This is a genomic window from Legionellales bacterium (assembly GCA_026125385.1).
Taxonomy (GTDB): Bacteria; Pseudomonadota; Gammaproteobacteria; order JAHCLG01; family JAHCLG01; genus JAHCLG01.
This window is the reverse complement of the sequence record JAHCLG010000011.1, coordinates 24,213-46,634: the sequence shown is the minus strand read 5'-3', so window position 1 is coordinate 46,634 and position 22,422 is coordinate 24,213. Positions and strand designations below refer to the sequence as shown.

The 22,422-nt window shown below is 38.8% G+C and carries 20 protein-coding genes; 3 read left to right on the top strand and 17 right to left on the bottom strand.

Features of this window, described 5'->3' with window-relative positions; translation table 11 throughout:
• Window positions 1–33: 33 nt before the first annotated feature.
• The 7 genes from KIT27_06050 to rsfS all read right to left on the bottom strand — a co-directional run bounded on the left by KIT27_06050 (window position 34) and on the right by rsfS (window position 9,819).
• Window positions 34–429 carry a DUF2177 family protein gene (locus KIT27_06050; protein MCW5589210.1) on the bottom strand — a complete coding sequence of 132 codons (396 nt, stop codon included), beginning with the start codon at window positions 427–429 and terminating at the stop codon, window positions 34–36.
• A complete protein-coding gene (locus KIT27_06045; protein ID MCW5589209.1) occupies window positions 416–1,189 on the bottom strand; it encodes a DUF1295 domain-containing protein in 774 nt (257 codons plus the stop codon). Before KIT27_06045 ends, KIT27_06050 begins: the two co-directional genes overlap by 14 nt.
• Window positions 1,186–2,931: a DegV family EDD domain-containing protein gene (locus tag KIT27_06040; protein ID MCW5589208.1), complete on the bottom strand. Its 1,746-nt coding sequence runs from the start codon at window positions 2,929–2,931 to the stop codon at window positions 1,186–1,188. The genes KIT27_06045 and KIT27_06040 overlap by 4 nt, the downstream gene beginning before the upstream one ends.
• A gap of 60 nt (window positions 2,932–2,991) precedes the next feature.
• Window positions 2,992–4,482 (bottom strand): glycerol-3-phosphate dehydrogenase, encoded by a 1,491-nt coding sequence (gene glpD / locus KIT27_06035; protein ID MCW5589207.1) that lies wholly within the window; start codon window positions 4,480–4,482, stop codon window positions 2,992–2,994.
• Window positions 4,483–4,798: 316 nt separating this feature from the next.
• Window positions 4,799–8,689: a hypothetical protein gene (locus KIT27_06030; protein ID MCW5589206.1), complete on the bottom strand. Its 3,891-nt coding sequence runs from the start codon at window positions 8,687–8,689 to the stop codon at window positions 4,799–4,801.
• Window positions 8,690–8,997: 308 nt separating this feature from the next.
• Window positions 8,998–9,462 carry a 23S rRNA (pseudouridine(1915)-N(3))-methyltransferase RlmH gene (gene rlmH, locus KIT27_06025; protein ID MCW5589205.1) on the bottom strand — a complete coding sequence of 155 codons (465 nt, stop codon included), beginning with the start codon at window positions 9,460–9,462 and terminating at the stop codon, window positions 8,998–9,000.
• A gap of 3 nt (window positions 9,463–9,465) precedes the next feature.
• Window positions 9,466–9,819 carry a ribosome silencing factor gene (rsfS, locus tag KIT27_06020; protein ID MCW5589204.1) on the bottom strand — a complete coding sequence of 118 codons (354 nt, stop codon included), beginning with the start codon at window positions 9,817–9,819 and terminating at the stop codon, window positions 9,466–9,468.
• A gap of 134 nt (window positions 9,820–9,953) precedes the next feature.
• Between rsfS and KIT27_06015 the strand changes: the two genes are divergently transcribed.
• A complete protein-coding gene (locus KIT27_06015) occupies window positions 9,954–10,136 on the top strand; it encodes a hypothetical protein (protein ID MCW5589203.1) in 183 nt (60 codons plus the stop codon).
• 39 nt (window positions 10,137–10,175) lie between these two features.
• Here the strand turns inward: KIT27_06015 and nadD are convergent, their stop codons facing one another.
• The 10 genes from nadD to KIT27_05965 form a co-directional block, all read right to left on the bottom strand.
• Window positions 10,176–10,871: a nicotinate-nucleotide adenylyltransferase gene (gene nadD / locus KIT27_06010; GenBank protein ID MCW5589202.1), complete on the bottom strand. Its 696-nt coding sequence runs from the start codon at window positions 10,869–10,871 to the stop codon at window positions 10,176–10,178.
• Window positions 10,868–11,887 carry a DNA polymerase III subunit delta gene (gene holA, locus KIT27_06005; protein ID MCW5589201.1) on the bottom strand — a complete coding sequence of 340 codons (1,020 nt, stop codon included), beginning with the start codon at window positions 11,885–11,887 and terminating at the stop codon, window positions 10,868–10,870. Before holA ends, nadD begins: the two co-directional genes overlap by 4 nt.
• Window positions 11,884–12,432 (bottom strand): hypothetical protein, encoded by a 549-nt coding sequence (locus tag KIT27_06000; GenBank protein ID MCW5589200.1) that lies wholly within the window; start codon window positions 12,430–12,432, stop codon window positions 11,884–11,886. The genes holA and KIT27_06000 overlap by 4 nt, the downstream gene beginning before the upstream one ends.
• 2 nt (window positions 12,433–12,434) lie before the next feature.
• Window positions 12,435–14,975 carry a leucine--tRNA ligase gene (leuS, locus tag KIT27_05995; protein MCW5589199.1) on the bottom strand — a complete coding sequence of 847 codons (2,541 nt, stop codon included), beginning with the start codon at window positions 14,973–14,975 and terminating at the stop codon, window positions 12,435–12,437.
• A gap of 204 nt (window positions 14,976–15,179) precedes the next feature.
• Window positions 15,180–16,817 (bottom strand): apolipoprotein N-acyltransferase, encoded by a 1,638-nt coding sequence (lnt, locus tag KIT27_05990; protein MCW5589198.1) that lies wholly within the window; start codon window positions 16,815–16,817, stop codon window positions 15,180–15,182.
• Entirely contained in the window at window positions 16,798–17,643 is an 846-nt protein-coding gene (locus tag KIT27_05985; GenBank protein MCW5589197.1) for a CBS domain-containing protein, read from the bottom strand. The genes lnt and KIT27_05985 overlap by 20 nt, the downstream gene beginning before the upstream one ends.
• The gene (ybeY, locus tag KIT27_05980) at window positions 17,640–18,110 is read right to left on the bottom strand and encodes an rRNA maturation RNase YbeY (protein ID MCW5589196.1); all 471 of its coding nucleotides are present in this window, start codon (window positions 18,108–18,110) and stop codon (window positions 17,640–17,642) included. The genes KIT27_05985 and ybeY overlap by 4 nt, the downstream gene beginning before the upstream one ends.
• A complete protein-coding gene (locus KIT27_05975) occupies window positions 18,111–19,091 on the bottom strand; it encodes a PhoH family protein (protein ID MCW5589195.1) in 981 nt (326 codons plus the stop codon).
• A gap of 98 nt (window positions 19,092–19,189) precedes the next feature.
• On the bottom strand, window positions 19,190–20,518 hold the full coding sequence (gene miaB, locus KIT27_05970) for a tRNA (N6-isopentenyl adenosine(37)-C2)-methylthiotransferase MiaB (protein ID MCW5589194.1): 1,329 nt from the start codon (window positions 20,516–20,518) through the stop codon (window positions 19,190–19,192).
• 209 nt (window positions 20,519–20,727) lie between these two features.
• Window positions 20,728–21,309 carry a hypothetical protein gene (locus KIT27_05965; GenBank protein ID MCW5589193.1) on the bottom strand — a complete coding sequence of 194 codons (582 nt, stop codon included), beginning with the start codon at window positions 21,307–21,309 and terminating at the stop codon, window positions 20,728–20,730.
• A gap of 120 nt (window positions 21,310–21,429) precedes the next feature.
• Here KIT27_05965 and KIT27_05960 point away from each other — a divergent pair, with 120 nt between their 5' ends.
• Entirely contained in the window at window positions 21,430–21,624 is a 195-nt protein-coding gene (locus tag KIT27_05960) for a transposase (GenBank protein MCW5589192.1), read from the top strand.
• A 65-nt stretch (window positions 21,625–21,689) separates the two neighbouring features.
• Complete coding sequence (locus KIT27_05955; GenBank protein MCW5589191.1) at window positions 21,690–22,382, top strand: class I SAM-dependent methyltransferase; 693 nt, start codon at window positions 21,690–21,692, stop codon at window positions 22,380–22,382.
• Window positions 22,383–22,422: the final 40 nt, after the last annotated feature.

Genomic DNA, 22,422 nt, shown 5'->3' with positions numbered 1-22,422 from the left:
CATATCAATTTATGAATGCAAATAGTATTATTATTATCGAGTTAAGGCATAGCAGACACCACTGGTAACTGCGCAAATAGTCATACCCCACAGCACATCAATGATAGAAATTTTTAGTGGCCAGTTGGAGAGTACGGCAAGATTCGTAAAATCATAGGTGGCATAAGTGACAAAGCCAAATAATGCACCCCATAACAATGCAAAAGGGATGCTGGTGGATTTCGGTAAAACAAAAATCACTAGGCCTGCAATCAATGCAATATAAACCACTAATGCACCCAACCAATCCGGTTTAATCGAACCATTTTCTAAACGTAATAAATGCCCTATCGAATCGATATAGAGTTGTTTGGCCACAAAACCTAACCAAATTCCATCGAGTAATAAAAAAACTATGGTAGCAATGAGTATCGTTTTAAGATCTTTCATGTTCTTTCCTTTTAAATGGATTAGGTAGCATACAAGACGTGCTGCGTTTATAACGCTGGAATTCTATATTATGCTGATATTTTTGTTCTAGCAAGGGCACACCCGATACAAATCGTAAAAGCACAGTGATAATGATGGGGCTTAACAAACTTAAATACCAATAGTCATTGCTTAAATTCATGATGCCGATCCCCCACCAAAAACAGGCTTCCCCAAAATAATTCGGATGTCTTGAATATGCCCATAAACCTGTGGTGATAATTTTTTGCGTAGTTTTGTTGTGGCGTTTAAACATGACGAGTTGATAATCGGCTAATGCTTCGTAAATTAAACCGATTACACTGAGTGTTATTCCAAACCCAGCGCTTAAGGTGAGTGATTGCGGGAATAAATAGCTAACCGTACAAGGCAGCGCAATAAAAAACAGAATGAACATTTGCAACATAAAAATTTTTAAATACGTTTTTAATTTAAAAAAATGTTGCCATTGTTTTCGCCATTCTTGGTAGCGAAAATCTTCCCCCTGACCGCGCTTGCGCCACAAAATATGCAGGGATAATCGCATGCCCCATAGTCCAATTAATACGGTGATAGTGAGTAATGTTGGATTGGGTGTGTCGCTTTGCCAATACAATACGCTTGAAAATAGAATGAAGCCCAATCCCCAGGCAATATCGGCAATACTATTATCCTGGAGTTTGAGCGCTAAAAAAAATACTACATGAAAAAATAATACCACGGAAAAAATGGCAATAATCATACACCTTCCTCAATTAAACCCACGGCAATACAACCGGGGCCTGCATGAATGCCGATGGCACTGGATACGGGCATGATGTATTCCGGTGGCTGATTTAATGAGTGAGTTAATTCCATAGCTAATTGTTGAGCTGCGGAATCGTTGTTCGCATGAACAATAGCATAGCGTTGCGGTTTGGATTGGATGGCAATTTTTTTTATTTTATTAAAAGCGCGTTTAAAGCCAATCGCTTTTCCATAAACCCTGCCGTTACCTTCGGGAGATAAACTAATAATTGGTTTTAACCGCAATAAATTAATTATCTTACCAGCCGTATGACTGATACGACCGAGTTGTATCATATAATTAATATCTTCGACTGCAACATAAATACGGGTTTTTTTAATTAAAGTTTCAAGCTGTTTAAGAATAGTGGGCAGTGGTTGTTGTTGTGCTATCCATTCCGCCGCTTTTAATACTAATAATCCTTGGGCAATGGAACTTAAGCGACTATCGACAATATGATAATTTAAGCCCAAATTCTCGGCAACGCCTTTAATGCGATCGTACGTGCCACTTAATTGTTTGGCGATGGGAATAATTAAAATTTGTTCATAATGTTTAGCCAGTAAGCTTAATTGTTTTTCAATCACCAGAGTACTTGGGCTTGAGGTTTGTAAACGTTTTTTTTGCAGTAATGCTTGATATACCCGATCGCTTTGTAAGGTGAGACGATCTAAATAGGCTTGATCGTCAATAAATACTTCTAAGGGTAATACATGAATATGATATTTATCGAGTAATTCGCGGGGAATATCGGCATTGGAGTCGGTAACGAGCGCAATTTTTTGTGGAGGCATTGTTTGCAATTCAAATTGCTTGAGCATGTCGTCGACTTTTTGCTGTTTAATATCTGCATGATTCTCGAGTATTTCTATGAATACATGAGGATCGTTGGTGTGAAAATGAAAACGCGCTTGCTGAGAATCGCCAGCGATCGCCAATGAATCGCCAAACGGGCGTAACAGAGTTTTTATTTCATCGATGGAGCAAGTTAAATGATTTACGATCACTTCACTGCAATAACGAAATTGAGGTTTTGTCGTGACTTCATGAAGTTTTTCACTGACTTGGTATTGTTGTGCTTGGCTTTTTTGAAAATAAAAATTTTGATTAAAATAATCGGTGATCCCTTGAATAAAAAATACGATGCCTTGCGCGCCAGCATCTACCACACCAGCACGAGATAAAATATCCAGTTGATATTGAGTATTGTTTAGTGCTTTTTGGACTAAATCCATGGTGTGATTAAAAAAATCTTGGAAATTTTTACAATGGCGTAATTTTTGTTTACAACCGTTAGCCCAGGCATCAAAAATACTGAGCATGGTACCATCGGTTGGATTTTCTATGGCTTGTCTTGCAGATTGAGCGGCATTAATTACGCTATCACAAAATTCAGTAATGCTAATCACCGCAGGTTTTTGTTGAGGATTAAGTAAGCCAAAATAAAATTGGCAGAGCAGGGTGCCAGAATTGCCGCGAGCGCCAATTAACGCCGCTTTAGCCAGCGATTCCGCCGTGAGATAAAACGATTCATTGGCCTGCCCATAATCTAAGAGGCTACGCATCAGCGATTGTAAATTATTTCCAGTATCGCCATCGGCAATGGGAAATATATTAATTTTATTTAGATATTCAATATGATCACAAAGATTCATTGCGCCTTGACAAACGGCGCTATACCATGTGTGCCCATTCATTACTAAAGTTACTACCTTACTAATTAACAAAGCGCTAGTTATACGCTACCAATTTTGATTTTACAAGTTTGCCAAGTAGTTTTGTAATTGTGCTTTTTGCTCTGGGGTATAATGCAAACCGAGTTTGGTACGGCGCCATAAAATATCCTCAGCGGTTTGTGCCCATTCGTGCTGGATTAAATAGTCAATTTCTTGCGCGCATAACGAGTGGCCAAAATCACGGCCTAAATCTTTTAATTGTGTAGCCTTCTTTAACACAGTTGAAATATTTGTACCATACTGCTGCAAGAGGCGCAGGATAAAATGCGGTGGAAATGCGGAGTAAGTTTTAAGACACGACTGAATAAACCCTTGGCGATCGAAGTAATTAAATTCTCCACCAGGCAACGGAAGATTTTCGGAAGAGGTTAGCTTGGCTTCGGGAAAAAAAGTGTGAATTTTATGGAAAGCTTCTTCAGCAAGTCGACGATACGTCGTGATTTTTCCGCCCAATACCGATAATAAAGGTGCTTGTTCGGTATTAAGCTCTAAGGCATATTCCCGAGTTAATTGCGCTAAATTTTCTGCTTGATTTTGCAGGAGTGGGCGTACTCCCGCATAGCTAAAACGCACATCTTGTGATGTTAAGCGTGTCCGTAAATATTGATTGGTGATCGCACATAAATAATCAATTTCGTCTGGAGTGATCGCAGCGTTGCGTGGATCACCCGTATAAGCCACGTCGGTCGTGCCAATCAGAGTAAAATGCTGTTGATAAGGGATCACAAAGACAATGCGCTTATCGTCATGTTGTAAAATAAAAGCAAACTCTTCGTTAAATAATTTATTAACGATAATATGACTGCCTTTACTCAGTGTCGTGGTATGGTGAGTGGGTAAATGCAATAAATCGTGTTGTACCTGAGAAATCCAGGGACCACTGGCATTAATTAATAGTTTTGCCGAATATTGGGTGCGTACTTGCTGGGATGAAACACAGGTGAGTTGCCAATGATGGTTAAAGCGTTCGATCTTTTCAAACTGTGTGTAGGTGTGAATGGAAGCGCCTAAATCGCGCGCTTGCATGGCATTCGCAATCACTAATCTCGCATCATCCACCCAGCAATCCGTATATTGAAAAGCGCTGGTAAAGCTTGGCTGCAATAAAGTTCCTGCAGGATGATGTTTTAGCGAAAGCATGGCACTTTTATTTAAAAATTTGCGCTTACCCAGATGATCATATAAAAATAAACCCGCGCGAATCAGCCATTTCGATCGTAAATGCTGGGCATGCGGTAAAATAAAGGTTAATGGGTAAATTAAATGGGGCGCTTTACGTAATAAAACTTCACGCTCGCTGAGGGCTTCGCGCACTAAACGAAATTCATAGTGTTCTAAATAGCGCAAACCACCATGAATTAATTTCGTACTCGCTGAAGAAGTGCCACTGGCTAAATCGCTTTGCTCACATAACAATACCGATAATCCCCGCAAAGCCGCTTCCACCGCTATCCCCGTACCATTAATGCCACCACCGATAATGGCAATATCGAATTGAGGTTTGGTTGTCATGACTTAACCTGTGACAGGATGAGATTGGTGAAAATTGTAATGGGTTGGAAGGGTTTTGCCAACGAGAAGATGAGGCATTTTTACTTTTTGTGGTGATAGCGTCTTCAAGCATGTTGAGTATCACGTTGCTTAATCTATACTCTTCACGCTTGAATTTTAGGCTTTGTTGCCGAGTTAAAGCTACGGAGGGATTGTATTCAGTATACACTTCTTCGTATCTTTAACTCGGCGCCTCGCCTAAAATCCAATCGTTTTGAGTATAACCTACAATTTATTACTGCTTCCAACTTCAATTCATGGGTGTTAAAGTGTAAGTTTATTTTCTGAATTGCTTTATTAAACGATGTTCATTGCAATAACTTTGAGTGTTAGGAGTATCGGAAGGAGGCGCTGAGATATTGGCGTTGCTCCATGAGTTGCATAAGAAGTTGCGATGATAAATCTGTAAGGAAGAACTTTTTAAACAAAATTCATATTGTTCGCGGATCAGTGCTATTAGTTGTTCATTTTGATTCAATGGGGATTTGAAAAAATAGCTAAGCTGAAATATATATTTTTTAATAATATGATCTTTTGTACTATTTAGGGAGTGAGAGTTGGGGTTTTGATTAATGTGTTCCTGAATGGATGCGGTAATTTTTTCTCGCACATTGATACATGTTATGTTAATTGATTTATTCAGTATTTCCTCTGAAAAAATATGGAAAGTAGTATTTGGTTTCAGTGATACAAGATAATATGTATCGGTAGTTTTTAGATGATCAGCATTTTTTCTGAGGGTTAATCCACCTCCCACTTTATCATTAAGAGTAGTAGTGATTTCAGTGGAATACGCATTTAAATCACCGTTGTTCCAACCATAGGTTAATTTATTCATATAAAAATTTTTAATTTTGGGATTATCCTTTAAATATTGTTCGGTAAACTTTAATAAACCATCTAAAATCCCCAAGCGTAATGATTTTTTACTTCCATATTTGGCATTGACCTCAAAAAAATTAGCCACTAAAACGATTTGATTATTAGAGGTAGTAGCAAGATAAAGCCAAATGAGTGCACATGGCTTTTGAGTGCCTAGGTCGATAACGACATGAAATAACATCGCATCATCCATTCTACGTTGTATCATAGCTGGGAATTGCGGGGCGTCAGTCGCAAGACAGCATCCAACATAGTCACCCAGGAATAATGTATCAGGATCGGATTTTTTCCATTGTAATGCTCTAAAATAATGAAAATTTGTCGAGTTTCTGTTTTTTTTAGAGGTGGTTGTATGTTGAAAATTTTCCTCCATAAGAATTATTTGCTGGTTATAATGCTGCATGAACTCACGTAGAGATGTTGTGGGATTTTCCTCTAAAAAACCAGTTATTTTTTTATTGGCTTTTATTAATAATTGCTTATTATTTTCCCTAGTAAGTGTCGAGAAAATGTGTTCGCTAGTTGGTGTTACTCCAGAGTGCTGAGAAGAAATCTGTTTAGACAGGCTCTGATAATATTCTTGTATTTTTTTAAGTATTTTGTCATTTTTTTGTCCTGATAATTGACTTTGATTATTGCTTAAGCTCTGTGAAATAGCTAAATCAATTTGTCTAAAATAATTCCATAATACTATCCATGGCGTTTTTTGATTATCTTCATTTTCAAGACTGCTAGTTGGAGCTTCAGAAACAATGAATTCAAAACATGGTTCATAATTTAAAGCAACTGTGGGATCGATGTCGTTTTCAAGAAGTATTTTTCTGATATTTTCATTATGCTGCTGTAAGGTTATCATTGCTTGAGATTGAGGAATATCTTGAGCTTGGTGAACACTATTTCCCAGCAAATCGCGCTTTAAGAAGCTAAAAAAAACATCACGAAATTGATCGTTTTGCATTTTTTGTGAAGCTGAAAATAGTTTAACCAATCTTTTTTCATCGATATTTTCAAATATTTGGGTGATTTGAACATCAGTTAAATTTTCTTCTGGAAGTAAAATCGTGATTATGTCTCTCATTAAATTTTGACTAAAATGTTTGAGACTGGAACTGTTCTCCGCTAGCTCAAGTAAGTATGTTTTTAATATTATGCTGCTGGGTGGATAGCCTGCTGAGGATGTATATAATAGTAACAAACGATACAAGCTCAAAAATTCGGATAATATTTTATTATGATCTGTAGATTCCATAATTTTTGCCATTATGTTTTTTAATACTGTGTCTAAAGAGTTATTTAAAAAATAAATTGTAAAACGGATATGTTTAAAATATCTCTCTAAAGGCAATAAAGAATGTGTCCCGCGCTCGTTACTTAATAAACTAATGGCTTTTTGGATATCTTTAACACCGTGTTTAATGGTTAATAACTTGCTGATGAAAAGAATTTTCCACAAGCTGTTTTCAAAAAATATTATGAAGTTGGTTCGATTATGAGGCTCTGTTTCTTGATTAATCATGTAACATTCATTATAGAATTGAATTATTTTTATGCGATCATTTGTGTCATTATCTATTGTGCTCATGCCCATATGGCGTATAATTATTTCTTCCATTAGCATGTCAGTAAATTGGTTCTTATTAGGCACGTCAGCAAGAGAAACTAAATTTTTCAATAAAGACTCTTGATCGTAATCGATATTTTTTAGATATAAATGCAATAAGGAAAATATGTGCAAGATATCATTTAATAACTCATCGCCGTTTAAATTATTTAATATATTTTGAATAGTGGCTTTTAGGCTGGGTGTTAAAGAGTCTTGAAAAACTGGAAGATGACTTAAATATATATTTAAAGATAACAGATTGTCTTTTAATTTTTTATTCAAGCAATAAATAGCATTTTCATCACCCAATAAATCCATGATAAAACAAATTTTTCTGTAGTTTTCTATAAAAAAATAGTCTACATCAATTTTCTGGTAATCTTCTACTTGTTGATTGATTTTCCCACATTGATAATAAAATTCAATTATTTCTTTAGGGTTTGATCTAAGCAGTATTAGTGAAAAAATACTTGACGGAATTGACTCTGGCGCAAGAGAATTGAGTGTTTTAATAAGTGATTTATTTAGATTGATAAACTGTTTACCCAAAAATTTAGATGAAAATATAATATCATTTGGCTCATGGATCATACCATCAGTTTTATTTAAACTTGGCAATTCAAAGCTTTTATCACAGGTAATACGTAATAAATAATAGGATAATTTAATGTCTGGCACTTGGTTTTCGATACAGAACAATTCTATATCTATGGTGCTCATGATGGTGTTAAAGTCATTTATACTGATATTTGGCGATATTAAATTCAGTAGTTTAAAGGTGATATCAAAGAGAACTATCATTGAGTTTGGTAGCTGGTTCCAATTGGTTTCCGATAGTTTTTCTTTATAAGTTTTCACAAAAGAAGAAAAATAATCAGTTAATAGTTTTTTAAAAGATTCTTTTTTATCGGTCGAATTGGCAATATTTTTTTGTATAATTAAAAATAGAATATGCTGTATAATTAAATGAGTTTCACTATCGTTTTTGGAGATAAGTATTTTTAGAAGTTCGGTAATTTGCTCTTCATCTATTTCTATACTGTGGTTAGAGCTTTCAAGTAGAGGTTGTATCCAAGTGAGTGTAGATAGTTGAGTTATTTCATGTATATGTTTAATTAAACATTCAAAATAGTTTGGATTATTTAAATCATAGGACATTTTTAGAAAAGTTTTGTGGTGATTTATTGCTTGTGAAAGTTCATTTCGATGGGAGGGGTTTTTTATAGAAAGTAAACTTGGCGCCAGCCTGTATTCTATGTGATAGTCATTAGGAATGTTCTGATGAATAAGGGTAGCTATTTTAGCAAGATAGTAATCTTTATTGCTCGGATCCACATTAAGTAAGTGAATGAAAGCAGTAATCAGCAATAAATAATGATCAAACGTTGTTCTGGCGATTTCTTCTTGTGGAATGAGGTTGCTTACTTCTTCAAGAAACTTTTTCATTAAATTGAGATATTGGATTGGAGGTGTATCACCTTTCTCTGTAAAGGCATCGATAATTCCTTCTAAAATCATTAAAGATATTTTTATCTCAAAATATTTAAACCACCTTATCAATTGATTTTCTTGCTCAGGCAAAATCTCTTCATCATAGGCAAAATTTTCTTTGATATTGAGAAGGTAAAAAATAAATGCTTTATGGTAGTTATTCAAAGATTGGTAAAATTCTTCTAAATTCATAATAGGGCTTTTATTGAAGTTGAAAAAGAAAATGTCACAGTGATTTTTTTATTATTGTTGTTCTGTTGTTGTTATTTTATTGTTTTTGTTATTTTCAATAATTTATTGTTATTATCTTTAAATCACTGTGACAGTTCCTACTATACCAAACGAAGCTTAAGAGAAACTTAAGCCAAGCCTTAAATTGAAAAAAAATTTTACAATGTGAATTTTTGGGGTGTTTCCCCTATTCACAGGCAACTCTACCGAATGCATTTCAAGATCCAAAGCGCTGCTTTAAGTGCGTTGGTATATTCAAGATCAATAGGTTAAGCTCGGTGATAGGGATGATTCGAGAGAATCGACCAGGCGCGGTAGAGTTGTTCGACAAGCACCAAACGGGCAAGGGGATGTGGGAGGGTGAGGTTCGACAGCGATAACTGTTCATTGGCGCGTGCAAGGCTTTGTGGGTGTAATCCTTCTGGCCCGCCAATTAAAAACACCAGTTCATGATACTGCCAATGTTGAAGTTTGTGTGCAAATTCTTCGGTAGAATATTGTCTGCCTTCCACACATAATGCCACCACCTGATCGCTGGGTTTAATGTGTTTCAGCATATGCTGGGTTTCGCGCTCCATTTGTTGAGTAATTTGTTGCTTGTCTTGGCGCTTTTGTAAGGGAATTTCAATCAGTTCGACAGGGTAATCCCGTGGCATGCGCTTGGCGTAGTCGTTAAACCCTTGATTTACCCAATCTGGCATGCGATTGCCAATGGCGATAATTTTTAATTTCATGATTTATACGGCAGATTCTTGTTGCGACGATAATTCTGGCGCGCCCCATAATTTTTCTAAATTATAAAATTCACGGGTGTCGGGCAACATGATATGAACCACCACATCGCCTAAATCGACTAATACCCATTGCGCATTGTCTTGGCCTTCGGTGCCTAGTGGGCTAAATCCTTGTTCTTTGGCATTGCGGATCACTTCATCACTTAAGGCTTTAACATGGCGCGTCGAGGTGCCACTGCAAATCACCATGGTATCGGTGATGGTGGTGAGCTTAGCAACATTGAGTTTAATAATATCATTGGCTTTGAGATCGTCTAATGATTGCATCACAATATCAATTAAAAGCGGGGTGGTCATGGGTGTCCTCTGGGATAAATTTTGCGGGTAGTGTAACCAGATTATCCCAAGATGTCATTATAACTTTTAGTGGACTGAGTTAAGCGGTCTGCTAACGTATTAATAAATATTAAGTACTAAATTAAGGTTTAGTGATGACAACTTCAATTAAACTCGATAGTGAAGTAAAAAGAGCAAGCTTTAAACAAGAAGCCTTACGATCTTGGGAATCTTATCAAGCAACAGGGCTGCATGTGACCAATCATGATCTTAGCACTTGGCTGCGAACTTGGGGTAAAGAGAGCAAAAAAGGTATTCTACCGAAATGTTACAAGTGATTATTTTCGACATCAAAAAGAATCTGGCTACGCCTAAAATTATTTTTGTAGTTGCTCTCGATCCAAACCATCAATTACCGACCGTGGTAGATAAGCCGCTAAAGTTGTTTTTTCTTCAGCAGATAGATATGAGTGTTGAACTGCAGTATTTTTTTTGGCAAGCGCAAGCTTAGCCAAGCACTGACGGATTTCTGTGGAAGAAATGGTCATTTGTGGACAATCGAGAAAAAAAATAGCGCCTGCTGGTTGCTGAATTAGATAGTGAGGATCAGCAATGATTCTCGGTTTTAATGGCGGTTGTTTTTCAAGAGCATCGCTAAAATTATAACTCATACGAGGGATAATAATTAAATGCGCTAGGCTTAAAATGGTTTCCCATTCATGCCAGCGAGAAAAATCAGCAAAAGCATCACTCCCTAAAATAAAAGCAAGACTTTGTTCAACGCCGATTTCGTGGCGAATTTCTTTTAAGGTGAGCACGGTATACGAAGGTGTCGCACGCTGTAATTCGCGTTCATCGATTTTGCAGTAAGGAAAATCATGCAGGGCGAGTTGCAGTAGGGTTAGCCGTTGCTCTGGGCTAAACTGCGCTGGGGATTTTAATACCGGAATTTTACAGGGAATGAAACGAATTTCTTCAATAGGGAGCTGTTGATAAACTTGTTGTGCCATGTGTAAATGACCTAAATGAACAGGATCAAATGTACCCCCTAAAATAGCAATAATTTTTTTCATGCGTGATTCACCCACAATTTTTTTCCTGCTAAGCGCAAACTCACATCGGTTAAAGCGATCCAGACATTTTCTTGTAACATTCCTTTGCAAAGTTGATCGATGCGCGCGCATTCGCTCAATAACGCTAAACAGCTAGCTAAGTTATGGCGTCGTAAAGCGGCTTGAAAATAAGGACGTCGTTGTGGCCAAAGGCTAAGCTGCGTGCAAAGACGCGTAAATTCAGCAGCAGAATGCTGGTGAAGCGTAACGCATTTACGAATATCTTGCGTCAGCGCCCAAAGACATAAAATAGGCTCTACTTGAAGTTGTTGGAGGGTTTCCATAATGTGGATGACACGTTCCACTTCACCTGCAATCGCAGCATCGCTTAAGGCAAAAATATCAAATTGAGCTTGATGTTGAATAATGGTATTAAGCATGGGCAGAGTAATAGTTTGTTGGCTGTATAATAATTTTAAGTGTTGTAAACACTGATCGAGCGCTAATAAATTGCCCTCAAACGTATAAGCCAGTTTTTCTAGACCAGCTGCTGCAATATTTAATTGATAATGTTGAGTTTGGTTAGCAATAAAATACGGCCATTGTTTCGGGGTAAGCGGCCAAATTTGAATAATAACACCGTGCTTTTCCAATTGTTTAATCCAAGCGCTACGAGACGTGGCGCTATCGAGTTTGCTCAATACGATGACGATAATTTTATTGGGGTTAGGGTGTAACGCATAATTTTTTAAAAAATCTGCTCCTGCTGTTCCGGGTTTATTGTTTGGCATGCGGATTTCAATCAGTGATCGCGGGTTAAATAAGGAAGCATGGGCGACACTATTTTCTAAATGCGACCAATTAAAATGAGCATCAATAAAAAAGACTTCGCGCTCACTGAACCCTTGCGCAGATGCCGCACCGCGAAGTTGTTCTAGAGTTTGTTCAACAAAAAAAATTTCATCACCCGTGATGCAGTACACGGGTGAGAGTGTGCGTGTGAGTGTGCTTGTTAACTCCTCACATTTTATTTTCATGAGGATGGTGTGGTTGTGGCGTTGGATTTTTCTAATTGTGCAATGGTATTTTTTGCCATAAGTTGGTTAATAATTTGATTACAAATATCACGGACTAATTCTGCTTTAATGGTGCGTTCTTGCTCGTTTGATCCTAACACTTGATTGGCGTTAGCAGTGAAGGTTTGAGAGGCTGAAACTTGACGCACAGGAATAATTTCTTTATCGCGATAATCGGTGACCCGGAACGTGGCGTAATAGGTGCCGGTGATGGAACTCGTTTGGCTGGGCGAATTAAAGGCGATAGAGGGTTGTGATTTAACATAGTATTCGGATAATACGGTTAACGTCACGCGGGATTGTTGCGGTAAATCGACTAATTGAATGCCTGAGCCTAATAAGGTTTGGCGTAATTCTTTGGTGACATCGCCTATAGGGCTGCGCGAGGTTAAATAGATGCGTTGCAAGGGCGCAGCTAATTGCGATTTTTCGCGTAATTGAAAATCACAGCCGGATAACATGACTAAGTTTGACACTAAAAAAAGACTTAAAATAAATTTTTTCATGGTTATTTCACTACTATGTTAATTAATTTTCCAGGGACGATAATCACTTTTTCACAGTGTTTACCACTTACAAAGCGTTGCACATTTTCTTCGGATAGGGCTAATTTTTCAATATTGGTATTATCCATATCGGTTGGCACACTGATTTTAGCGCGCAATTTGCCATTGACTTGCACGATCATATCGACTTCTTCTGATTTTAACGCGCTTTTAATAATTTTGGGCCAACTGGCTTTTAAAATATCGCTACCGTAATCGAGTTCTTGCCATAAGGTATGAGTGATGTGTGGGGTAATTGGATGCAATAATCGCAATAAAATACTCATGCCACCAGCAATTAAACGGTTATACAAGGCGCTATACGCATCACTGCTCTGACCATTGGCACCATCTGAATTTGGAATATCGTTTAAGATATTTAATAATTTCATGGCAGCCGATACCACGGTATTAAATTGACAAATTTCCATGTCATAACAGGCTTTTTTTAATATAGCGTGCGTTTCTTTGTGAATATTACGCAAGGTTTTTAACGTGGTGTCATTGATTTGTTGAGTGAGAGCAATCTCATCCCAATCAATGGGATTAAATTTACCTTTGTATTGATCATTATATTGCTGAATTAAAGTTTGATATTTATAGGCAAATTGCCATAACCGTTTTAAAAAGCGGTAAGAACCCTCAACGCCACTGTCTGACCATTCTAAAGATTGTTCAGGAGGTGCTGCAAACATCATGAATAAACGTAAGGTATCGGCACCATAACGATCAATTAATTCTTGGGGGTCAACCGTATTGCCTTTGGATTTTGACATTTTGGCACCATCTTTTAAGACCATGCCTTGAGTTAATAAACGTTTAAAGGGTTCATCGGAATTTAATAAATTTTCATCACGTAAGACTTTATGAATAAAGCGGGAATAAAGTAAATGCATGACAGCGTGTTCAATGCCACCAATATAATGATCAACCGGTACCCAATAATTAGCTCTGGCATCCAGCATGGCTTTATCTTGATTAAAACTGGCGTAGCGCGCGTAATACCAGGAGGATTCCATGAAAGTATCGAAGGTGTCGGTTTCCCTTCGCGCATTATTACCACATTCGGGGCAAATGGTTTGGTAAAATTCGGGCATGTTGTTTAAGGGAGATATTGCGCCAGTAAAAGAAACATTTTCTGGGAGTAATACCGGTAAATCTTTTTCCGAGACAGGAACATCACCACAATTATTACAGTGGATCATGGGGATTGGTGTGCCCCAATAGCGTTGGCGCGAGATACCCCAATCGCGTAAACGATAAGTAATTTTTTTGCGACCTTGTTTGTGTTGGTTGAGTTTTTCGGTAATAGCTTCACAGGCTTCAGTAAAATTAAGGCCATTGAATTCACCAGAATTAATCGTGCGACCTTTGTGAGTAAAAGCTTCTTCTTCTAAAATAATGGGAGAGTTATCGATGGGTTCAATGACTTGTTGAATCGGTAACTGATATTTTTGGGCAAATTCATAATCTCGTTGATCATGCGCAGGCACACACATCACTGCACCACTGCCATAATCCATCACCACAAAATTGGCGATCCAAATGGGCAATTTTTTTTGAGTGAGCGGATGGATAGCGTTAAAGGGAGTGACGATACCCCGTTTTTCCAGCGTCGCCATATCGGCTTCCGCGACTTTGATTTTATTACACTCATCGATAAATTGTTCTATGGCAGGATTATTTTTGGCTGCTAATTTTGCTAGAGGATGTTGAGCGGCAATCGCTAAATAGGTGGCGCCCATGAAGGTATCGGGGCGCGTAGTAAATACTTCTAGTGTTTGATCAGAATTTTCAACTTGAAAAATAATTTCAGTGCCTTCAGAGCGTCCAATCCAATTACGTTGCATGGTGCGAACTTGCTCTGGCCATTCGGTTAAATCGTCTAAACCTTTTAATAATTCTTCGGCGTAATCGGTGATTTTTAAAAACCACTGCGAAATTTCACGGCGTTCAATTAACGCGCCCGAGCGCCAACCACGACCATTCACCACTTGTTCATTGGCGAGCACCGTATTATCGACAGGGTCCCAATTGACAAACGAATTTTTGCGATAGACTAAACCTTTTTTGAATAATTGAATAAACAGCCATTGTTCCCATTGATAATAGTCTGGTTTGCATGTGGTAATTTCGCGCGACCAATCGTAACCAAAACCGAGACGTTGAAATTGAGTGCGCATTTTATGGATATTATCGTATGTCCACTGCGCCGGCGGAACGTTATGCTTAATGGCCGCATTTTCGGCCGGCAATCCAAATGCATCCCAGCCCATGGGTTGCAAGACATTTTTGCCTAGCATAAGTTGATAGCGAGTGATCACATCGCCTAAGGTGTAATTGCGGGTATGACCCACGTGTAAATGCCCGCTGGGATAAGGGAACATGCACAGGCAATAGAATTTTTCTTTACTTAAATCTTCTTTAACGGTAAACGTTTGTTTTTGTTGCCAATAGTCCTGGACACGTGTTTCCACTTCGGCTGGGTTATAGTGTTCTTCCATTGTGCTCATCTTCTTCATTTTACAGAAAGTAGCTAGGATACCGCAGTGGCTGAATTGTGCAATGGGTTTTTTGGGACGAGCTGTAAGTTTTGCAGGATTTTCGCACAAGTGCGAAAATCTTATTTTGTTAAATTTGGCTGATGGGGAAAACGAAACTACTATGACAGGGCGTAAAGCACCATTGAATGGTGAGTGATATAAAGCTCACCACGACTTATCTTTTTCTAATCCATCTTGCAAAGTAATATCCCATTTTTTCATTTCCTCCTGGAGTGATGGATCATGTTCAACGGCAAGCGCACAATCGTATAATATTTTTTCACTCTTTTTAACTTTTTGTTTAAAGAAGCATCTCAAACAATAACCACCAAAAAGAAACCATAATAAAAGCAGCACGCCATTCGGGGTGAGGTGAGTGATCGGGGTGGTGCCCTTCATGGCATAGACATGGCTTTGTAACACTGCTGGTTGAAATAGAGGGAGTGCGCTGATGACATTGCCTTTGGCATTGATAATGGCAGTGACACCACTATTGCTGGTGGCAATCACAAAGCGTCCTATCTCTAAGGCCCGAAAACGCGCCATTTGAAATTGTTGAATCGCCGCAAAGGATTTGCCAAACCAACTGTCATCGCTGATGTTAACAATGAGATCGGCATGATTAAATGTACTGATCACTTCATTGGGATAGGCAATTTCATAACATAAATAAGCAGCAATATTAAGATTCGCTAATTTAATTAAGGGTTGATGAAATTTTCCTGCGGTAAAATTTGACATGGGTAAATTAAAAATACCCGCAAAGGGACGTAAATAGTTTTCAAACGGAACGAATTCTCCAAAGGGTACTAAATGACGTTTAAAATAAATGCCATGTGCCGTGCCCACCGCTATTAAGGCATTATGATAATCAGGGCTATTAGGAATAGCAGTGGCAATGCCGGTTAATAAGGTTGAGTGATTTTTTAAGGCTAATTCTCGTAAATTATTTAAATATTCAGTTGCCGCGGTGTCGACCAAGGGAATAGCACCTTCAGGCCAAATAATCATGCGATCGTGCCAATAGGGCAGGCTTAATGAAAAATAGGTATTTAAAATATGAAAAACGCGCGATGCTTGCCATTTTACCGATTGTGGAATATTGCCTTGCACTAATGCCACTGAAATGGCTGAGGAATTTGGGCGAGTCCATGCAATGCGATTAAGCAATCCGCCACTTACAAAAATACCCATAAAAATAATTAATATCAACAGCGATCGTTTTAAAGCAGAATGCCATAAAAGATTGAGTAGCCCCGCGCAAAACACGCATAAAAAACTTAAGCCATAGACGCCGATCACAGGAATAAATCCACGCAAGCTCGAATTAATTTGACTATAGCCCAATAATAACCAGGGAAAACCGGTGAAAATCCAACTGCGCAACCACTCAACACTTACCCACAGCATAGGAAATAATAATAAATGATTGCTCAGCGCGTTGGCTTGACGGAAGCGCGCAAACAGACTTGAGATTATGGCAAAGAAGAGCGCAAGCACAACAATAAATAACACGGTTAATAAAAAAGATAAAAAAAATCCCGAGCCACTAAAACGATAAATGCTGATAAATACCCATGAGCAGCCTACAGCAAAGACACCACAACCAAATAAAAATCCTCGCCAAAAAAATCTGCGGGGAGACTGTGTGAGAATAAATAATAATAGGGCAGGGCTTAAAATGGCCAGAAAGCTTAAATAAAATGGTGCAAAGGCCAAAGGTAATATTGCCCCACTGAGTAAAGCAACCCCATCGCATTTTAATTGTGTGAGTGAGTGAATCCTAAGCAGTGATTTTTTCATGAATGATCATTTTTAATAAATGGACGCGACGTTTATCGGCATGAATGACTTCAAAATCAAAATCACCAATGCGCACGGTTTCACCTCGGCGCGGCAAGTGTCCTAAGGAGTTAATCACTAACCCGCCAATGGTATCAAATTCTTCATCTGAAAATTGTGTGGAAAAATATTCATTGAAATTTTCAATCGGCGTGCGAGCTTTGATAATAAATTCACTGTCATTATGACGTTTAATAAAGCTGTCTTTGTCTACATCGAACTCATCTTCAATATCACCGACAATTTGTTCTAAGACATCTTCAATAGTGACACATCCTGCGACTCCACCATATTCATCCACCACAATTGCCATGTGATGATAATTTTGGCGGAATTCTTTCAGCATGGCATCTAAGCGTTTACTTTCTGGAACAAAAATGGTGGGACGGATGATTTCTTCTAATTCAAAATCTTCACTCGGCTGAAAGGCGTAAGCTAATAAATCTTTGGCGAGCAAAATCCCAATCACATCATTACGATCGTCGCCCATCACCGGAAAACGCGAGTGTTTAGATTGAATAATAATGGGTAAAAAAGTTGCGGGTTCTGCATCGCTATCGATCGTAACCATCTCATGTCGCGGGATCATAATGTCGCGGACTTGCATTTCAGAAACTTGTAAAACGCCTTCAATCATACCAAGAGTATCGGCATCGAGTAATTGGCGATCTTCGGCATCACGTAATAAATTAACTAATTGTTCACGATCTTTAGGTTCGCGTAATAAGGCTTTGCTTAAGCGTTCGAGCCACGATCGTTCGGAGGAAGTTGGCGAGTCAGTTTTCATAGCGATGATATTTCTCCATACGGATTGGGGAATCCTAATTCTTTTAAGCAATCAATTTCAATCCCTTCCATGATAACGGCATCCGCTTTTTTAATGTGATCATAACCAATTAAATGTAAACAACCGTGGATCACTATATGGCACCAATGCGCAATGAGAGGTTTGCCTTGCATTTTTGCTTCGTGTTCGATGACGGCGGGACAGAGGATCAAATCTCCCAGCAGTGGCGTATCGAAAGGAAGGTTATGTGGAATATCAGCGGGAAACGATAAGACGTTGGTAGGTTTGTTTTTATGGCGATAATGAAAATTTAAGGCGGCGATTTCTTGAGTATCCACCAAACGAATACACACTTCACCTTTTTCGCAACGAGAAAGATAAGCCCTATCCACCCATAATTGCAGTTGCGATAATGTGGGTAATTCTAAAGCGTGAGACTCATTTTGCAATTCAATAATAATCGACATTTACATATCCGCATTTTTTTCGTGTTTATCATACGCGCGCACAATATCTTGCACGAGGGGATGGCGGACAATATCGCTAGGAGCAAATTGGGTAAAGCTAATGCCTTTGATATTATTTAAAATTGACATGGCTTGAATTAATCCCGATTGCACACCACGAGGTAAATCGATTTGGCTAATATCGCCAGTGATCACGGCTCGTGATCCAAAGCCAATACGCGTTAAAAACATTTTCATTTGTTCTACCGTGGTATTTTGGCTTTCGTCTAGAATGATGAAGGAATCGTTTAACGTACGTCCCCGCATATAAGCCAGCGGAGCAATTTCAATGATGTGGCGTTCCATTAATTTAGTGACTTTTTCAGCTCCCAGCATTTCGTAAAGTGCATCGTAGAGTGGTTTTAAATAGGGATCGACTTTTTGGGCTAAATCGCCGGGTAAAAACCCTAAACGTTCACCTGCCTCCACCGCCGGTCGAACCAAGACGAGACGTCGCACACTGTCTTGTTCTAAGGCGTCAATCGCACAAGCAACCGCTAAATACGTTTTACCCGTACCCGCAGGTCCAATGCCAAAATTAATATCGTATTTCATGATATTTTGTAAATAAGCGCGTTGATTTTTGCTGCGCGCTTTGACTAAACCTTTTTTGGTGGGAATGGTGATTTCTTCGGGTGGGGTTTTGCCATTACCACGTTTGGGACTGGTTTTAAATTCTTGCAAAATTAAGTGAATTTTATCCGGCGTTAGCGCTTCTGCGCTGGCAGTTTCGTTATACAGTTTGACGAGAATATCGCTGGCTGTTTTTACTGAACTTTCGCTGCCGGTGATTTGAAAAATATTGCCACGATTGTGGATTTGTATGCCAAGTTGGCGTTCTAATTGTCTTAAGTGCTCATCGCATTGGCCACAGAGACTGGCTAAGCGGCGGTTATCGATTGGGGTTAGGCTCACATTCTTCGATTGGATGATGGTACTCAAGTTATGTCATTCGCTCCGTTATTTCATTACCTCATATTATAAGGATAGACGAAACTAAGTAAAATAGTTTTTCTGGGTAGGAAAAAATTGTCGTGTCATCAGGCTAAGAGCATCTCGCCACGTAATGAGTTAGGCAACGCTTCGGTAATCTTGACGTCAACAAACTGACCTATCAAACGAGGTTGTCCCGTGAAGTTAACGATGCGATTATTTTCAGTGCGTCCTGAGAGTACGCGATCACTTTTACGAGAAGTTCCGGTGACTAAAATTTTCTGGGTAGTTCCGACCATGCTATCACTAATGGCTTGAGCTTGCGCTTTTAATACCGATTGTAAATGCGCTAAGCGTTCTTTTTTGACGTCCATCGAAATAGGATCATCTAATTCAGCCGCCGGTGTTCCGGGTCTTGGGCTGAAAATAAAGCTGAAAGAATGATCGAATTTGACGTCTTCAATTAATTTCATGGTTGCTGCAAAATCGGCATCGGTTTCGCCAGGAAAACCGACGATAAAATCCGAGGAAATGCTGATAGTCGGACGTACGCGACGCAGCGCGCGCAGACGTGATTTATATTCCAGTGCAGTATAGTTACGTTTCATTAACGCTAAAATGCGATCCGATCCGCTTTGTACGGGTAAATGCAAATGATTAGCAAGCTCAGGAATTTCGGCGTATGCCGTAATCAAGGCATCTGAAAAGGCAATCGGATGTGAAGTGGTAAAGCGCAAACGATCGATGCCATCGATAGCACTGCTGAGTTGGATTAGGGTCGCCAAATCGGCAATACCGCCTTCATGCGTGGCACCACGATAATCATTGACATTTTGACCTAAAAAAGTAATTTCGCGTACGCCTTGAGCGGCAAGTTGCGCTACTTCGTAAATAACATCGTCTAAAGGGCGAGAAATTTCTTCACCGCGAGTATAAGGAACGACGCAATAACTGCAATATTTGCTGCATCCTTCCATAATCGAGACAAAGGCACTTGGACCTTCCGCGCGAGGCTCAGGTAATTTATCGAATTTTTCAATTTCAGGAAAACTAATATCAACGACACCTTTTTTATTACCCCGTGCTTGATTCACTAATTCGGGTAAACGATGCAAGGTTTGTGGGCCAAAGACCACATCCACATAAGGCGCGCGTTTGAGAATATTATCGCCTTCTTGACTGGCCACACAGCCGCCGACACCAATAATCATATCAGGCTTTTTATTTTTTAAATGCCGCCAGCGCCCTAATTCCGAAAATACTTTTTCTTGCGCTTTCTCGCGAATAGAGCAGGTGTTGAGTAATAACACATCAGCTTGCGCAGGATCATCTGTAGGTTCACACGCATAGGCTTCTCGCATGACATCCAGCATTTTGCTCGAGTCATATTCATTCATTTGGCAACCTTGAGTTTTAATGTATATTTTTGTGGTCATGAATTCATACTTTCCATTGGCCTTTTTCAAAGGCGTACAGTTTACTGATTTTGCCGTCTTAAAGAAAGAGAATTCTAGCACTGAGTAAGGATGCGAAGTGGGTATTTTAAAATGAGTTTCATGTTTTCTGGCAAGATAGAAACCCCTATCGCGCTGAGTGGCACCTCAAGATGCTTACCGTATCTTGAGGTGCATTGGGCATAGATGACCTATTTTTTAAACGTTAGTATTTTCTGTGGTTTGGGTTCCTCATTAAGTCGTTGCTCGAATTGAGTGTGTGTGCCAAGACCAACAATGTCTTGCAGTTCGGTAGAAAGTGCGCCTAACTGTATTGATTTTTTCCAAGAGCTATACACTTGATCCAACAATCCGTCGCGATTGGGGTGAGGTTTACCGCCGTTATGTTTGGCATAATTATCAATGGTTTCTCGTAATGATCGCATATTTGTTTTAGCATCTTGCAAAATTTTCAATGTGGCTTCATCGTAATCCGGTAAGGGTTGATAGGGATATTCCATAGCCTCCTCAGATTCGTCATCACTAACTATTTGACCATTCATACCGTGAGATGAAGAATGAGCTTGCTTCAATTGAGCTTCGTCTTTTGCTGAAACTTGAGTATTAACCGTGGTATTTGAATTACTGATGGGAACATTATCAGGCAAAGCTTGATAAGCATCCCCAACGCTGGAAGCGCTACTGTTAGGACTAACAAAATTTACTAGGGAAGAAAAAGTAGAGCTGTTTGAAGTAGAACGGTTTGAATTATTTTTTTCATTTGGATTTGGCATGATATTTTCCTCTTATTGTTATCTATCATTGTAACTATAGATCGTGTTCAAAATTTGTCCAGTATTGATGCGATAAATTTAACGCGGTTTTTCACTTTTTGAGAGAGGAAAGCTAGGCTGGTGTGTTACTTAAGGCTAAGTAATAGTGATGGTGCAAAACATGTGTGGGCAATTTTATCGTTGATAACAACACGACTGAGAAAATCATGGCCTGATGTTAAGATTATATTAAGATCTGATAGTGGATTTTGTCGTGTTCGGATGTTGCGTGGGTGTGAACGAAATAAGGTGATTTATATCATGGTCAAATTGTGAGTATAGTTTAAAAAAAATGAATTGGGTAAACTCATCATTATAGAATTACTAACCAAGTGAACATTATGACAGCAGACTATGACCTCATCGCGAAATCATATATACAAACCGTAGATGCAAAACCAATCCATATCTACTACGAACGACCCAATCTATTATCTTTACTACCAGCGAATTTAGAAAACCTCAATATTCTCGACTTAGGATGTGGTTCAGGTTGGTATACTGAAACCCTCTTAAACCAAGGCGCAAAAGTGACTGCGATCGATAATTGTGAAGAGATGGTGACATTTACAAGAAAACGTGTAAAAAGTCAGGCGCGATGTATTCAAGCAGATTTATCAAAACCCTTATTGGATCTAGACGATAACAGTTTTGATATTTTAGTCGCACCACTAGTTATACATTATATCGAGAATTGGTATAGCTTATTTGCAGAATTGAATCGCGTGTTAAAACCCGGTGGCCAATTTATATTTTCAACTCACCAACCACAAGCCGAAGGGTTTTTGTTTAATCTGGAGAGTTACTATACTAAACAAATCTTAACAGATACCTGGGATAATATTGGTGAGGTCAAATGGTACCATCATACCTTGGAAGAATTGATTAATGCGCTGTGTGATAATCACTTTATTATAGAAAAGCTACTAGAGCCTCAGCCATTGGCTGAAATGGAAATTGCAAACAAAACCATGTTTGATAATATTTGCAAGCACCCCTGGTTTTTATTTATGCGAGCTCGTAAATCGGCATAACTGAGAGAGAACGTAGAAGCAAAAATTGTAATGTCAGAAG

Bases quoted from the DNA above. Each gene is read 5' to 3' on its own strand.
- KIT27_06050 (MCW5589210.1), bottom strand. From the start codon at position 429: ATGAAAGATCTTAAAACGATACTCATTGCTACCATAGTTTTTTTATTA.
- KIT27_06045 (MCW5589209.1), bottom strand. From the start codon at position 1,189: ATGATTATTGCCATTTTTTCCGTGGTATTATTTTTTCATGTAGTATTT.
- KIT27_06040 (MCW5589208.1), bottom strand. From the start codon at position 2,931: ATGAATGGGCACACATGGTATAGCGCCGTTTGTCAAGGCGCAATGAAT.
- glpD (MCW5589207.1), bottom strand. From the start codon at position 4,482: ATGACAACCAAACCTCAATTCGATATTGCCATTATCGGTGGTGGCATT.
- KIT27_06030 (MCW5589206.1), bottom strand. From the start codon at position 8,689: ATGAATTTAGAAGAATTTTACCAATCTTTGAATAACTACCATAAAGCA.
- rlmH (MCW5589205.1), bottom strand. From the start codon at position 9,462: ATGAAATTAAAAATTATCGCCATTGGCAATCGCATGCCAGATTGGGTA.
- rsfS (MCW5589204.1), bottom strand. From the start codon at position 9,819: ATGACCACCCCGCTTTTAATTGATATTGTGATGCAATCATTAGACGAT.
- KIT27_06015 (MCW5589203.1), top strand. From the start codon at position 9,954: ATGACAACTTCAATTAAACTCGATAGTGAAGTAAAAAGAGCAAGCTTT.
- nadD (MCW5589202.1), bottom strand. From the start codon at position 10,871: ATGAAAAAAATTATTGCTATTTTAGGGGGTACATTTGATCCTGTTCAT.
- holA (MCW5589201.1), bottom strand. From the start codon at position 11,887: ATGAAAATAAAATGTGAGGAGTTAACAAGCACACTCACACGCACACTC.
- KIT27_06000 (MCW5589200.1), bottom strand. From the start codon at position 12,432: ATGAAAAAATTTATTTTAAGTCTTTTTTTAGTGTCAAACTTAGTCATG.
- leuS (MCW5589199.1), bottom strand. From the start codon at position 14,975: ATGGAAGAACACTATAACCCAGCCGAAGTGGAAACACGTGTCCAGGAC.
- lnt (MCW5589198.1), bottom strand. From the start codon at position 16,817: ATGAAAAAATCACTGCTTAGGATTCACTCACTCACACAATTAAAATGC.
- KIT27_05985 (MCW5589197.1), bottom strand. From the start codon at position 17,643: ATGAAAACTGACTCGCCAACTTCCTCCGAACGATCGTGGCTCGAACGC.
- ybeY (MCW5589196.1), bottom strand. From the start codon at position 18,110: ATGTCGATTATTATTGAATTGCAAAATGAGTCTCACGCTTTAGAATTA.
- miaB (MCW5589194.1), bottom strand. From the start codon at position 20,518: ATGACCACAAAAATATACATTAAAACTCAAGGTTGCCAAATGAATGAA.
- KIT27_05965 (MCW5589193.1), bottom strand. From the start codon at position 21,309: ATGCCAAATCCAAATGAAAAAAATAATTCAAACCGTTCTACTTCAAAC.
- KIT27_05955 (MCW5589191.1), top strand. From the start codon at position 21,690: ATGACAGCAGACTATGACCTCATCGCGAAATCATATATACAAACCGTA.